This window comes from Streptomyces sp. NBC_01551 (genome assembly GCF_026339935.1).
GTDB lineage: Bacteria > Actinomycetota > Actinomycetes > Streptomycetales > Streptomycetaceae > Streptomyces.
Map to the genome: position 1 here is coordinate 4,306,681 of NZ_JAPEPX010000001.1, position 14,482 is coordinate 4,321,162.

Genomic DNA, 14,482 nt, shown 5'->3' on the forward strand with positions numbered 1-14,482 from the left:
CGTGTCCGGGCGCCGCCTGTCGGTTACCGCCGCACCCGGCTGCTGCCTGTCGGCTACCGCCGTGTCCGGCCGCTGCCCGTCGGCCGCCGCCGTGCCCGGCCGTCTGCTGGCCCCCGCTGCGCGGAGCCGCTCCCCGCCACGCCCTTCCACCGTTCCCTGGGGCTCCGCCCCAGACCCTCCCTCAGACTCCGTCCGGGGGTACCTTCACGCCTCAAACGCCGGGGCGGGCCGGCCCCGCCGGTGTTTGAGGTGCGGGGGGCCGGGTCCTGGCGGCGGATCGGGCCCGTGCCGCCCGGCAGGGCTACGGCAAGGCGATCGCCGTGAGTTCGGGGGTCGTGAGGACGATGCCGTCGGCCGACAGGAGCGCGCCGACGGTGTAGGGGCCGGGACGGTCCCACTGCCAGACCGGCTTGCCGGTGCTCAGTTCCAGGCCCGTCAGGAACGGGGCCCGGCGGGTGCGGCCGAGCAGGCCGCCGCGGCCGGCGTCCGAGGACTTCACGTAGAGCACGCCCCGGCGGATGCCCAGCGGTTCCAGGGCGCAGGCGGGGCCGCCGCGCCGGACCACCCGCTGCTGCCACAGCACGGCGCCGCTCTCCGCGTGCAGCGCGTACACCACGTCCCAGCCCTCCTCCGGCCGGAACACCGCCGCGTAGACCACCCCGCCCTCCACCAGCGGCCGCGGCGCCGGCGAGCCCGCCTCGAACCGCCACAGCTCGCGGCCGTCGTGGCGGCGCAGCGCGCGGACGGTGTTGCCGTCCATCACGTGCACCGGCCCGCCGGGAAGCCGCGGCCCGGGCACGTGGTTGTTGCGGGGCCAGGACCACAGCGGCTGACCGTCGGCCGCCCGCAGCGCCGTGAGCAGCAGCCCGTCCGCGAGGACCAGGCAGTCGCCCGACACCACCGGCCCGCGCGAGCCGCCGCCCTGGACCGGGCGCCGCCACACGGTCGCGCCGGTCGCCCGGTCGAGCGCGACCAACTCGCCCCGCGCCCCGCACAGCACCAGCCCGCCGGCCAGGGTCAGCGCCGGGCCCTGGCCCATCCGGGTCTCCGGCAGGTCCCGCCACCACCGCACCCGGCCGTCCTCCGGCTCCCGGGCCAGCAGCCGGACCCCGGGCCCGTCGGGCGCCTCCACGGCGACGACGGCCGAGTCCGCGTCGGCCGCGCACCGCACCCGCGCCCGCGGCCCGTCCGCCCGGAGGGAGTTCGGCAGCGGCCGCGCCGGCACGCCCTCGTCGGCGTACGCGCTCCAGCGGCCCGCGCCGGTGGCGGCCCACACGGAGCCCACCGCGTCGCGCTCGGACCACACCACGCATTCCCCGGCCGCGTGCAGGGCCGCCGGGGAGACCTGCCCGCGCCCGGGGAGCAGCCCGGGGAGCATCCCGGGGCCCACTGCCGCCCGCCAGCGGATCTCACCGGGAGCCACCCCGGGGCGGACCCGCCCCGGGGTGGCGCCGGGGAGGAAGGCCCGCTCCCGCGCGGGCGGGGTGCCGGGGCCGGCCGCCACCTCCGACAGCCACGGCTGGTCGCCGACGCACTCCAGGGCGATCCGGGTCAGTTCCCGCACCCGCGAACGGGGCTCGTGCCCGGCCCGGGCGGCGGCCGCCCGCTCCCGTGCCGCGGCCGGATCCAGCGGCCGCAGCCGTGCCCGGGCCCGCTCCAGGGCGGCCCGCGCGTCGGCCACCTCCGGGTCCGCCGGGCCCCGGACCGGGCCGCCCCGCGCGGAGTGCTGCCGCGCGAGCAGGGCGAACTCCTGTTCCGCCCGCTCGACGAACAACTCGCCGGGGTGCCCGGCGACGCGCAGTGCGGCCGCGACCTCGCACAGCGCCTCGACGCGCCGGTCCCCGCCCGGCATGCGCTCGATCAGCCGCAGTGCCGGTTCGGGGTCGTGGGCCGCGACCGCCACGGCGGCGGCCAGCTCGGCCGCCTCCTTCGCGCTCGCGCGCTGCCACGGGACGGGGATCAGCTCCAGGTACGCGTCCAGCCGCGCGGGATCGGTGCGGGCCGCGCCCTCGGCCACCCGCAGCCAGATCCGTTCGTCCGAGACCCCGTCGGGCGGGACGTCGCCGAAGTGCCGCCGGGCGAGCACGGCGGCCCGCTCGGGCGCGACGCGGGCGAGTTCCTCCGCCACCGACGCGAGCGGGCCGTGCCGGCCCGGCGGGAACACGGTGAACAGCGCCTGCTCGGCGGCGGTCAGCAGCCGCTCCGTGCGCGCGGGGGCGTGCGGCCCGGTGTGCCGGGCCAGCGCGGTCAGCCGCCGGGCCACCGTGACGCCGCTGCCGGAGTCGGCCCGCCAGGCCGAGAGCTCCGCACTCGCCAGCAGCCGCTCGGCGAGTCCCGCGTCGAAGCGCGCCGCGGCGTCCGCCGCGCGGGCGAGGACCTCGACGGACGGGTGGCCGTGCCAGACGTCGCCGGAGTCCCGCTCCAGCTCCTCCAGCTCGTCCACCGCCTCCAGCAGCAGCCCGCGCACGAACTCCCGTACGGACTCCCGCGTCTCAGGCCCCGCGGCGCTCGCGCCGGACCCATCGGGGGAGACGCCCCCCGGCCCTCCCAGCAGCCCCCGCAGCGTCTTGCCCACCGCCTGCGCCGACTCGGGCCGGTCCGCCGGGGACTTCGCCAGCAGCGCCCGTACCAGCGCGTTCAGCTCCGGCCCCACCGCCAGCGGCTCCGGTTCGTCCTCGATGTGCCGGCGCATGAGTACGTAGGGCCCCTCGGCCGAGCCGAACGGCGGCTCCCCGCTCAGCAGGGCGTACAGCACGCACCCCAGCGCGTACAGATCGCACCGGGCGTCCACCGCCTCGCCCCGCCACTGCTCGGGCGCCATGTACGGCGGGGTGCCGAAGATCCGGCCGGTGACCGTCCAGCCGGCCGTCGCGTCCGAGGAGTGCGCGATGCCGAAGTCGCAGATCTTGAGCCGGCCTCCCCCAGAGCCTTCGGCACGGGAGGTACCCCCGGACAGCAGGAAGAGGTTCCCGGGCTTCAGGTCGCGGTGCACCACGGCCTGTTCGTGCGCGGCCGACAGCGCCTCGGCCGTCTGCGCGGCCAGGTCGAGGGCCGTCCGCTCGGGCAGCCCGCCCGGCGAGCGCGCCAGCACCGAGGCCAGGTCCTCGCCGGACAGCAGCTCCATCACGATGAAGAGCCGGCCGTCCTGGCGGCCCACGTCGTGCACCACCGTGATCCCCGGGTGCTGGAGCCGCGCCCCGATGGTGGCCTCGCGCCGGAACCGGGCGACCACCTCGTCGTTCGTCGCCGCCTCCAGCAGCACCTTCACCGCGACGGCCCGCTCCAGATCCAGGTCGTGCCCGCGCCACACCTCGCCCATGCCGCCCTGGCCGAGCCGCTGGTCCAGCCGGTAACGGCCCGCCAGTTGATCCCCCACCCGCACCGCGCATGCCCCCTGACTCCACGTCAACGACGTCTCCCCAGGGGGCATTGTGTACCGCCAAGTGAACGGCCGGGGGGGCGCTACGGGGCGCTGCGCCGACGGATCTTGCTTCCCAGCCACACCAGCGGGTCGTACTTGCGGTCCACGGCCCGTTCCTTCAGCGGGATCAGCGCGTTGTCGGTGATCTTGATGCCCTCGGGGCAGACCTCCGTACAGCACTTGGTGATGTTGCAGTAGCCGAGCCCGTGCTCCTCCTGGGCGGTGCGCTTGCGGTCCAGGCCGGCCTCCCGCGCCGCGTCCAGCGGGTGCATGTCCAGCTCGGCCACCCGCATCAGGAAGCGCGGGCCGGCGAACGCCGGCTTGTTCTCCTCGTGGTCACGCACCACGTGGCAGGTGTCCTGGCACAGGAAGCACTCGATGCACTTGCGGAACTCCTGCGAGCGCTCCACGTCCACCTGCTGCATGCGGTACGCGCCCGGGGCCACCCCCTCCGGCGGCACGAACGCCGGGACCTCCCGCGCCTTGCGGTAGTTGAACGACACGTCCGTCACCAGGTCCCGGATCACCGGGAAGGCACGCAGGGGGGTGACGGTGATCGTCTCCTCCCGTGTGAAGGTCGACATCCGCGTCATGCACATCAGCCGCGGCCGCCCGTTGACCTCCGCGCTGCAGGAGCCGCACTTGCCGGCCTTGCAGTTCCAGCGGACCGCGAGGTCCGAGGCCTGGGTCGCCTGCAGGCGGTGGACGATGTCGAGCACCACCTCACCGTCGTGCACCTCGACGGTGAAGTCCCGCAGCTCGCCGCCCTCCGCGTCGCCCCGCCAGATCCGGAAGCGGGCGTCGTAGTCAGTCACTCGTAGAGCTCCTCTTCGGCGAGGTACTTGACCAGCTCGTCCTTCTCGAAGAGGGCGAGCAGGTCGGGGCGGATGGGTTCGGTACGGGTGCGGACGAGGGCGATCCGGTCGGCTGCCGGATCGGCGGGCACCGGGTCCACGGGGCGGCACAGGAGGTTGACCGGGCGCCAGTCCCGCTCCATCGACGGGCAGTCCTCGCGGGTGTGGCCGCCGCGGCTCTCGGTGCGCTCCAGGGCCGCGCGGGCCACGCACTCGCTGACCAGCAGCATGTTCCGCAGGTCGAGCGCGAGGTGCCAGCCCGGGTTGAACTGCCGGTGCCCCTCGACGCCGGCGCGGGCCGCGCGGACGCGCAGGGCCGCGAGTTTCTCCAGGGCCTCGGCCATCTCGCCCTCGCGGCGGATGATGCCGACCAGGTCGTTCATGGTCGTCTGGAGCTCCTGGTGGAGCGTGTACGGGTTCTCCGCGCCCTCGGCGGCGTGGAACGGGGCCAGCGCCTCCTGCGCCGCCGCGTCGATCTCGGTCTGGGAGACCGCCGGGCGCCCCGCGGACGTGGCGTACCGCGCCGCGTGCAGCCCGGCCCGGCGGCCGAAGACCAGCAGGTCGGAGAGGGAGTTGCCGCCGAGCCGGTTCGAGCCGTGCATCCCGCCCGCGACCTCGCCCGCCGCGAAGAGCCCCGGGACACCGACGGTGGCGGCGGATTCCGAGTCGACCGCGATGCCGCCCATCACGTAGTGGCAGGTCGGGCCGACCTCCATCGGCTCGGCGGTGATGTCCACGTCCGCCAGCTCCTTGAACTGGTGGTACATGGACGGCAGCCGCCGCTTGATCCTCTCGGCCGGCATCCGGGTGGACACGTCGAGGAACACCCCGCCGTGCGGGGAGCCGCGGCCCGCCTTGACCTCGGAGTTGATGGCCCGGGCCACCTCGTCGCGGGGGAGCAGCTCGGGCGGACGCCGGTTGTGGTCCGGGTCCTCGTACCAGCGGTCGCCCTCCGCCTCGGACTCGGCGTACTTCTCCTTGAAGACGTCCGGAACGTAGTCGAACATGAACCGCTTGCCCTCGGAGTTGCGCAGCACCCCGCCGTCACCGCGAACGGACTCGGTGACGAGGATGCCCTTGACCGAGGGCGGCCAGACCATGCCGGTCGGGTGGAACTGCACGAACTCCATGTTCAGCAGGGGCGCCCCGGCGAGCAGGGCCAGCGCGTGGCCGTCGCCGGTGTACTCCCAGGAGTTGGACGTCGTCTTGAAGGACTTGCCGATCCCGCCCGTGGCCAGGACCACCGCCGGGGCCTCCAGGACGAAGAACCGGCCGGACTCGCGCTCGTAGCAGAAGGCCCCCGAGACCCTCTGTCCGTCCCCCGGGCCGCGATCCTTCAAGACCCTGGTGACCGTGCACTCCTGGAAGACCTTGAGGCGGGCCTCGTAGTCCCCGTACTCCTTGAAGTCCTCCTGCTGGAGCTGGACGATCTTCTGCTGGAGGGTGCGGATCAGCTCCAGGCCGGTCCGGTCGCCCACGTGCGCGAGGCGCGGGTACTCGTGGCCGCCGAAGTTGCGCTGGGAGATCTTCCCGTCGGGCGTGCGGTCGAAGAGCGCGCCCCAGGTCTCCAGCTCCCAGACCCGGTCCGGGGCCTCCTTCGCGTGCAGCTCCGCCATCCGCCACTGGTTGAGGAACTTGCCGCCGCGCATGGTGTCGCGGAAGTGCACCTGCCAGTTGTCGCCCTCGTTGACGTTGCCCATGGAGGCGGCGATCCCGCCCTCCGCCATCACCGTGTGGGCCTTGCCGAACAGGGACTTGCAGATCACGGCCGTTCGGGCACCCCGCTCGCGGGCCTCGATCGCGGCCCGCAGCCCGGCGCCGCCCGCCCCGACCACGACCACGTCCCACTGCTGCCGGTCGACTTGAGCCATCTCAGAAGAACCTCGGATCGGTGAAGGTGCCGCTGGCCAGCAGGTACACGTAGAAGTCGCACAGGGCCACGCTGATCAGGGAGGCCCACGCCAGTTGCATGTGACGGGTGTTGAGGCGGCTGACCCAGCCCCACGCGCGGTAGCGCACCGGGTGCTTGGAGAAGTGCTTCAGGCGGCCGCCCATGATGTGCCGGCAGGAGTGGCAGGACAGCGTGTACGCCCAGATCAGCGTGATGTTGACCAGGAACAGCAGGGTTCCCAGGCCCATGTGGCCCCACGCGTACTGCTCGTCGCGGAAGGTCAGCGCCGTGTCGTACGTGAGGATGCCCGCGACCGGCAGCGCCGCGTAGAAGAAGTACCGGTGCGCGTTCTGGAGGATCAGCGGGAAGCGGGTCTCGCCGGTGTACTTCGCGTGCGGCTCGGCGACGGCGCAGGCGGGCGGCGAGGCCCAGAAGCCCCGGTAGTAGGCCTTGCGGTAGTAGTAGCAGGTCAGCCGGAAGCCGAGCGGGAAGACCAGGATCAGCAGGGCGGGGGACAGGCCCCACCAGCTGCCGAAGAGGTCGAGGTTGGGCCCGCCGCGCATCTCCTCGCAGTTCTCCGCCAGACACGGGGAGTAGAACGGGGAGACGTACGGGGCGGCGTAGTAGTCGGCGTTGGCGAAGGCCCGCCAGGTCGAGTAGACGATGAACGCGAGCAGCCCGGCCGCGGTGCCGGCGGGGGCGAGCCACCACCGGTCGGTCCGCAGGTGCCGGGCCGCGATCGCGGCGCGGGAGGGGCCGTGGACGCCGGTCAGCTGTTGGGGTGGTTCCGTGCCTGTGGCCAAAAGGGACTCCGGGAGGAGTGATGAGGGGTGACCCAGGAGGCCCAGCCGCGGGAGGCGGCTGGGCCTGGAGGGATGTACGGGGTGAGCGGTGGGTGCGGGGGTTCCTCGTCAGGGGGCGCGGCGGTCGCGCGCGCCGAGCCCCTCGTCGTCGGAGTCCGTCCACAGCGAGCTGTCGTACGGCGTGTCCGGGACGGTGACCATCCCCGCCGGGCCCGGAGGCTTCGGCGCGGCCGGGGCCTGCCGGGCGACGTCCTTCTCCAGCTGCTCCACCGAACGGACCAGCTCGTTCAGATTCCGTCGTACGGCGGTCAAATCGTCTTGCAGGGACATGACTTGCCCTCACTTCCGCAGGGTGCGGTGGCAACGCTCATGTGCGCCTGCGAGTGTCGCGCTTCCCGTCCCCGGTTGTGAAGGGACGTGCAGCGATTGCGGGCGCGCAGGCGCGATCTGTGCGCCCCTCCCTGCCCCCATTCTCATCCCTCTCCCGGGGGACCGCGCGTCAGTTCCCGGGTGTGACCGCAAGCCGGATTGGTCCGCACGGGTGGGGTTAGCGGCGTGGCGCGGGCCCCCTGCGGGAGGTGTGGCGGGCTGTGGATTTCAGTGGGTTTCGGCACCCAGTGTGATCAGCTCCATATACCGCCAAACGTGATCAAGACACCTGAGCCCCCGCTTCCCCACGCCCCGCCCCGGAGGTACCACCCATGTCCCAGAGAAGGCGCAGGTCCTTGGCGCTGCTGACCTCGGGAGTCCTCGCACTGCCGCTGCTCGCGGGCTGCGGCGCGGGTGAGGAGGAGGGCGGTCCCGTCGCCGCCGGACAGGACATCGCGACGACCTCCCGCGACCAGGTCGCCGACGGCGGGGTCCTGCGCTGGGCCGTGGACACCCTCCCCGACACCCTGAACACCTTCCAGGCCGACGCCGACGCCACCACCGCCCGGATCGCCGGGGCGGTGCTGCCGCAGCTGTTCGTACTCGACGCCAAGGGCCAGCCGGTGGCCAATGCGGACTACCTGGAAAAGGCCGAGATCGTCGCCCGCGAGCCCAAGCAGGTCGTCCTGTACAAGCTCAACCAGAAGGCGGTGTGGAGCGACGGCAGGGAGATCGGCGCCGCCGACTTCGTCGCCCAGTGGCGGGCCCTGAACGGCAAGGACTCGGCCTACTGGACGGCCCGCAACGCCGGGTACGAGCGGATCGAGAAGATCGAGCGCGGCAAGAACGACCTGGAGGTCAAGGTCACCTTCGCCAAGCCGTACACCGACTGGCGCTCCCTGTTCACGCCGCTCTACCCGAAGCAGGTCACGGGCACCCCGGACGCCTTCAACGAGGGGGCCCGCGGCGCCCTCAAGGTCACCGCCGGACCCTTCAACCTCGGCGCGATCGACAAGAAGACCGGCACCGTGGCCCTGACCCGCAGCGCCCGCTGGTGGGGGCGGCCCGCCAAGCTGGACACGCTGGTGCTGACGGCGGTGCCCCGGGCCGAGCGCCCGGCCGCGCTGGCCGCCGGCCGGCTCGACCTCGCGGAGATCGACCGCGCGGGCGCCGACCGGATCGCCCTGGCGCACCGGGACGCCGAGCGGGCCAAGGGGGCGAAGGGGGCCGCCGGGGCTCCCGCCGCCGGGGCGGCCGCCGCCCCGGCCCACGGGCCCGGCGCCTCGGTGACCGCCGCACAGGCCACGATGTCCTGGGCGATCGCGTACGGGGCGGACGAGGAGCGGGCCAAGGAGGAGCAGGCCAGCCGCGCGAAGAGCGCCGCCGACGCCAAGAAGTACGCCGAGGAGCAGATCGCCCTGCGCACCTTCGCCGTCCGCCGTTCCCTGGAGCCGGCCTACACCCAGCTCGCCATGAACGGGGCCTCGGGGCCGCTGGCCGACGAGCGGGTCCGGCGGGCGGTGGCCCGGGCCCTGGACCGCAAGGCTCTGGCCGAGATCGTGCTCAAGCCGCTGGGGCTGCCGGCCAAGCCGGTCGGCAGCCACCTGGCGCTGGCCGGGCAGCGGGCGTACGCCGACAACAGCGACGCCCTCGGCGGCCAGGACACCCAGGCGGCCCAGGCCCTGCTCGCGGACGCGGGCTGGCGCCGGGGCGGCAAGCTGACGGAGCCCTCGGGCGCAAAGGCGGGCCCCGAGTCGAGCACCGAGGACGACGGGAAGACCCCGTCCGGGCCGGGCACCGGCAACGACGGCCTGTACATCGTGGGCCAGGACGACGAGCGCAACGGCGACGAGCGGGGTGGCGGGGAGCGGGGCGGCGAGGGCCGGCCGGCATCCGACCCCGGCCTGACCCCGGCGCTGGTGGCGGCCCCGCTCGCGGCGCAGCAGGAGGCCTGGCTGCGGGCCCAGGCGGACGCGGCGCGAGCCGCCGCCGACGAGGGCGGCACCGAGGACGCGGTGGGCACGGCCGACGCGGCGGGCACGGCCGGAGCCGAGGACGCTGCGGACGCGGACGCCAAGGGCACGGCCGACGCCAAGGGCGCCCCGGCCCGCGACGGGGCCGATTCCACCAAGGCCTCCCCGGCCCCGGCCCCGGCCAAGCAGGCCCGTACCTCCGGCGCCATGCTGGCCAAGGACGGCAAGGCGCTCAGCCTGCGCTTCGTCCTCCCGTCGGGCCCGGGCTCGGAGTCCCTGCGCGCGGTCGGCGAGCGGATCGCCCGGATGCTCCAGAAGATCGGCATCCACGCCGAGCTGAAGAAGGTGGCCGACGAGAGCTTCTTCAAGGACCACATCGCCTCGGGCCAGTACGACCTGGCGCTCTACTCCTGGCCCGCGACGGCCTACCCGGCCACCGACGCGCGGCCGATCTTCGCCAAGCCGGAGCCGGCCGCCGACGGCTCGCTCCTCGTCGAACAGAACTACACCCGGGTCGGCACCGACCACATCGACCAGCTGTTCGACCAGGCGGTCGGCGAGCTGGACGAGGCGGCCTCCCGCGAGCTGATGCGCAAGGCCGACGCCCGGATCTGGGCAGCGGCCGGCTCCATCCCGCTCTACCAGCGCCCCGAGCTGGTGGCGGTCAAGCCGAGCCTGGTCAACGCGGGTGCCTTCGGCCTCGGCGCTCCCGCCTTCCAGGACATCGGCTGGAAGAAGCCCCCGGTGGCCAAGGAGAAGAACGCCAACGGCAAAGAGAAGAAGTAGTGACAAAGAGGGGCCAGTCAGGTTGACCCACGGGTAGCAAGCTCAGATGTGACTCAATTCGCTTGCCCGCCGGGCACCCCGGCGGGCAAGGTCGTGCATACCCGTTGACCCGCGTGTTTTCCCGTAGTTCCACCGCACCACCGATGCCCGGGACCCCCCACCCCAGACCCGGCTCTGCTCAGTCGTCCGGCCTCTTGACAGACCCCCCGGCGGGCGGTTCCCGCCACGCGACGTACGATGGGGTAAGGCCGTGGCAGGTTTTCCGCCCGGTCGAGGCGCGCGTGCCGGACCGTACGCGACGCCATCCACGATCCCGGGAGAAGCGCCGAAGTGCCCACGCGCCACGACATCCGTAACGTCGCCATCGTCGCCCACGTCGACCATGGCAAGACGACCATCGTCGATGCCATGCTCAAGCAGGCCGGTGCCTTCGCCGCCCACCAGCACCTCGACGACCGCATGATGGACTCGAACGACCTGGAGCGTGAGAAGGGCATCACGATCCTCGCCAAGAACACGGCGGTGAAGTATCACCCCAAGGACGGCGGGGCCCCGATCACGATCAACATCATCGACACCCCCGGCCACGCCGACTTCGGTGGTGAGGTCGAGCGCGGTCTGTCGATGGTGGACGCCGTCGTCCTGCTGGTGGACGCCTCCGAGGGTCCGCTGCCCCAGACCCGCTTCGTCCTGCGCAAGGCCCTGCAGGCGAAGATGCCGGTCATCCTCTGCATCAACAAGACCGACCGCCCGGACTCCCGGATCGACGCCGTCGTCAACGAGACGTACGACCTCTTCCTGGACCTGGACGCGGACGAGGACCAGATCGAGTTCCCGATCGTCTACGCCTGCGGCCGTGACGGCGTCGCCTCGCTGACCAAGCCGGAGGACGGCACCGTCCCCGCGGACAGCGACAGCCTGGAGCCGTTCTTCTCCACCATCCTGGAGCACGTCCCGGCCCCGGTGTACGACGAGGAGGCCCCCCTCCAGGCCCACGTCACCAACCTGGACGCCGACAACTTCCTCGGCCGCATCGCGCTGCTGCGCGTCGAGCAGGGCGAGCTGCGCAAGGGCCAGACCGTCACCTGGATCAAGCGTGACGGCACCCAGTCCAACGTCCGCATCACCGAGCTGATGATGACCGAGGCGCTCACCCGCAAGCCGGCCGAGGTGGCGGGCCCGGGTGACATCTGCGCGGTCGCCGGTATCCCCGACATCATGATCGGCGAGACCCTGGCCGACCCGGAGAACCCGATCGCGCTCCCGCTGATCTCGGTCGACGAGCCGGCGATCTCCATGACCATCGGTACGAACACCTCCCCGATGGTCGGCCGCGGCGGCAGCGGCAAGGGCGCGGACGCCAAGTCCGCGGTCAAGGACCGCAAGGTCACCGCGCGCCAGGTCAAGGACCGTCTGGACCGCGAGCTGATCGGTAACGTCTCGCTCCGCGTCCTCGACACCGAGCGCCCGGACGCCTGGGAGGTCCAGGGCCGCGGTGAGCTCGCGCTCGCCATCCTGGTCGAGCAGATGCGCCGCGAGGGCTTCGAGCTGACCATCGGCAAGCCGCAGGTCGTCACGCAGGAGATCGACGGCAAGGTGCACGAGCCGGTCGAGCGCATGACGATCGACGTCCCCGAGGAGCACATGGGCGCGGTCACGCAGCTCATGGGCGTCCGCAAGGGCCGCATGGACAACATGTCGAACCACGGCTCCGGCTGGGTCCGCATGGAGTTCGTCGTCCCGTCGCGCGGCCTCATCGGCTTCCGTACGGAGTTCCTGACGAACACCCGCGGTACCGGTATCGCCCACTCGATCCACGAGGGCCACGAGCCGTGGTTCGGCCAGCTGGTCACCCGTAACAACGGCTCCCTGGTCGCCGACCGCGCCGGCTCCGTGACGCCGTTCGCGATGATCAACCTGCAGGAGCGCGGCGTCCTGTTCACCGACCCCGGCACCGAGGTGTACGAGGGCATGATCGTCGGCGAGAACTCGCGCTCCGACGACATGGACGTGAACATCACCAAGGAGAAGAAGCTCACCAACATGCGTGCGGCTTCCGCGGACAACACGGAGAACGTGATTCCGCCGCGCAAGCTGTCGCTGGAGCAGTCCCTGGAGTTCTGCCGCGACGACGAGTGCGTCGAGGTGACCCCGGAGGCCGTCCGCATCCGCAAGGTCGTCCTGGACCAGAAGGAGCGCTCGCGTACCGCGTCGCGCGCCAAGTCCGGTAAGTAGTACGCGGGTTCCCCAGGCGCCGCCTGGGGACCGCCCGTATCCCGGCTGACGAACAGCCCCTCCCGCCACGTGTGTCGTGGCAGGAGGGGCTGTTCGCGTTTGTCAAGCGGATTATTGCGTTCAGGTGTCCGCATTCCGACCGTGACACTCCGGAAGGTGAGCTAACCGTCCGTTTCGCACGTGTCTGTCTCCTATCCGTTTGTCCGGATTTCGGGTTTTCGCCATGCGGTGATGTTGTGAAAACGAGACCACTTAAGTGTGGTTTACGGTCTGGGCGTCCCTGAGGATGGCTCCATTGAGCTCGGGTCAATGGGTCACGCGCTGTGGGGAGCGCCGACTCACGAGCACACACGATGGGACCGGATTTCGCTGTCAGGGGTGTCAGCGGGAGCCGGGTCCTTCACGTATCGACAGTGACTCCTGAGGAGGCAATTACCCATGCGCGGAGCAACGAGCGCCAAGTGGGTCGCGGGTGCCGTCGTCGTGGCGATGGCCGCTACGGCTTGCAGCACCAGCAAGGACTCTGACTCCGCCGGCAAGTCCGGCGGCAACATCACCGTGGTGCTCGGCGAGCCGCAGCACGGCCTGGTGGGTCAGAACACCGCCGAGTCCGAGGGCGCGGAGGTTCTCAACGCGCTCTTCACCGGCCTGGTCGAGTACGACAACAAGACCAACGAGCCGAAGCTCGCGGTCGCCGAGTCGATCGAGACCACGGACTCGAAGACGTGGACGATCAAGCTGAAGGACGGCTACACGTTCCACAACGGCGAGAAGGTCGACGCGCAGTCGTTCGTCCGCGCCTGGAACTGGGGCGCCAACCAGGACAACGCTGCTGAGGGCATGCCCTTCTTCGACAAGATCGAGGGCTCCGAGGAGCTGGCGCCGGGCAAGGACAAGAAGCCGACCACCAAGGAGCTCAAGGGCCTCAAGGTCGTCGACGAGAAGACCTTCACGGTCACGCTCAAGGCTCCGTTCTCCCAGTTCAAGACGATGCTGGGCTACAACGCCTTCTACCCGCTGCCGAAGGCCTTCGAGGCCGACCCGCAGAAGTTCGGCGAGAACCCGATCGGCAACGGCGCCTTCCAGATGGACGGTGCCTGGGAGCACAACAAGCAGATCAAGGTCAAGCGCTACGACAAGTTCCCGGCCGAGGGCCGCGCGAAGCTCGAGGGCGTCACCTTCAAGATCTACGACAACCTGGACACGGCGTACAACGACCTGCGCGCCGACAACATCCAGATCGTCGACAAGCTCCCCGTGTCCGCGCTCGCCACCGTCTCCCAGGAGTTCGGCGACCGCTACATCTACAAGCCCGAGTCGGGCGTCGGCTACCTCGGCCTGCCGCTGGCCACCAACCCGGAGGCCTTCGGCAAGATCGAGATCCGCAAGGCGATCTCGATGGCCATCGACCGGGACGCCATCACGAAGACCATCTTCAACGGCACCCGCAAGCCGGCCGACGACTTCATCAGCCCCATCATCCCGGGTTACCGCAAGGGCGCCCTCGGCGAGGCGGGCACGTACAACCCGACCAAGGCCAAGGAGCTTTGGACCCAGGCGGGCGGCGTTCCCGGCAACAAGCTGGAGCTCGGCTACAACGCCGACGGCGGCCACAAGGAGTGGATCGAGGCCGTCGCCAACCAGCTGAAGGCGAACCTCGGCGTCGAGGTCACCGCCAAGCCGTACGCCAAGTTCGGCGACATCCTGGACGACCTCCAGGCCAAGAAGTACAAGGGTCCGTTCCGCATGGCGTGGTCGATGGACTACCCGGCCGCGGAGAACTACCTGCGCCCGATCTTCTCGAAGATCGCGATCGAGACCGGCTCCAACTACGGCGGCTACGTCAACGAGGAGTTCGAGTCGACGATGGCGGAGGCCGACAAGGCCACCGACCCGGCCGAGGGCCTGAAGCTGTACCAGAAGGCCGATGACATCATCATCAAGGACCTTCCGTACATCCCGGTCTTCACCTACATGTCTTCTTCGGCCTACTCCAAGTCCGTGAAGAACGTCGAGATCGACGCCCAGGGCCGTATGGACCTGGCCAAGGTCGAGCTCAACTAACACCCCTCTTCACCAAGGGGACACAGGGGGCGGGCAGACGGAATCAGGTTTCCGTCTGCCCGCCCTATCCCCTGTTCTTCATGTTG

Annotated in this window: 8 protein-coding genes; 3 read left to right on the forward strand and 5 right to left on the reverse strand. The window is 71.6% G+C overall.

Features of this window, described 5'->3' with window-relative positions; all coding sequences use genetic code 11:
• Window positions 1-301: 301 nt before the first annotated feature.
• From OG982_RS19600 to OG982_RS19620, 5 genes are all read right to left on the reverse strand, one after another.
• On the reverse strand, window positions 302-3,376 hold the full coding sequence (locus tag OG982_RS19600; protein WP_266948977.1) for a protein kinase: 3,075 nt from the start codon (window positions 3,374-3,376) through the stop codon (window positions 302-304).
• Window positions 3,377-3,462: 86 nt separating this feature from the next.
• Window positions 3,463-4,236: a succinate dehydrogenase/fumarate reductase iron-sulfur subunit gene (locus OG982_RS19605; RefSeq protein ID WP_266784997.1), complete on the reverse strand. Its 774-nt coding sequence runs from the start codon at window positions 4,234-4,236 to the stop codon at window positions 3,463-3,465.
• A complete protein-coding gene (locus OG982_RS19610) occupies window positions 4,233-6,146 on the reverse strand; it encodes a fumarate reductase/succinate dehydrogenase flavoprotein subunit (protein ID WP_266784995.1) in 1,914 nt (637 codons plus the stop codon). Before OG982_RS19610 ends, OG982_RS19605 begins: the two co-directional genes overlap by 4 nt.
• 1 nt (window position 6,147) lies before the next feature.
• Window positions 6,148-6,969, reverse strand: coding sequence for a hypothetical protein (locus OG982_RS19615; protein WP_266784993.1), 822 nt, complete (start codon window positions 6,967-6,969; stop codon window positions 6,148-6,150).
• Between the two features lie 108 nt (window positions 6,970-7,077).
• On the reverse strand, window positions 7,078-7,299 hold the full coding sequence (locus OG982_RS19620) for a hypothetical protein (protein WP_214935280.1): 222 nt from the start codon (window positions 7,297-7,299) through the stop codon (window positions 7,078-7,080).
• A gap of 371 nt (window positions 7,300-7,670) precedes the next feature.
• On the opposite strand from OG982_RS19620, the gene OG982_RS19625 reads away from it, so the two are divergent.
• The 3 genes from OG982_RS19625 to OG982_RS19635 all read left to right on the forward strand — a co-directional run bounded on the left by OG982_RS19625 (window position 7,671) and on the right by OG982_RS19635 (window position 14,396).
• On the forward strand, window positions 7,671-10,097 hold the full coding sequence (locus tag OG982_RS19625; protein WP_266784988.1) for an ABC transporter family substrate-binding protein: 2,427 nt from the start codon (window positions 7,671-7,673) through the stop codon (window positions 10,095-10,097).
• A gap of 330 nt (window positions 10,098-10,427) precedes the next feature.
• A complete protein-coding gene (typA, locus tag OG982_RS19630; RefSeq protein WP_266784986.1) occupies window positions 10,428-12,332 on the forward strand; it encodes a translational GTPase TypA in 1,905 nt (634 codons plus the stop codon).
• Window positions 12,333-12,770: 438 nt separating this feature from the next.
• Window positions 12,771-14,396 carry an ABC transporter substrate-binding protein gene (locus tag OG982_RS19635; RefSeq protein ID WP_266784984.1) on the forward strand — a complete coding sequence of 542 codons (1,626 nt, stop codon included), beginning with the start codon at window positions 12,771-12,773 and terminating at the stop codon, window positions 14,394-14,396.
• The last annotated feature ends 86 nt before the right edge of the window (window positions 14,397-14,482 follow it).

Coding starts and splice junctions, on each gene's coding strand:
- OG982_RS19610 (WP_266784995.1), bottom strand. CDS start 6,146: ATGGCTCAAGTCGACCGGCAGCAGTGGGACGTGGTCGTGGTCGGGGCG.
- OG982_RS19620 (WP_214935280.1), bottom strand. CDS start 7,299: ATGTCCCTGCAAGACGATTTGACCGCCGTACGACGGAATCTGAACGAG.
- OG982_RS19625 (WP_266784988.1), top strand. CDS start 7,671: ATGTCCCAGAGAAGGCGCAGGTCCTTGGCGCTGCTGACCTCGGGAGTC.
- OG982_RS19635 (WP_266784984.1), top strand. CDS start 12,771: ATGCGCGGAGCAACGAGCGCCAAGTGGGTCGCGGGTGCCGTCGTCGTG.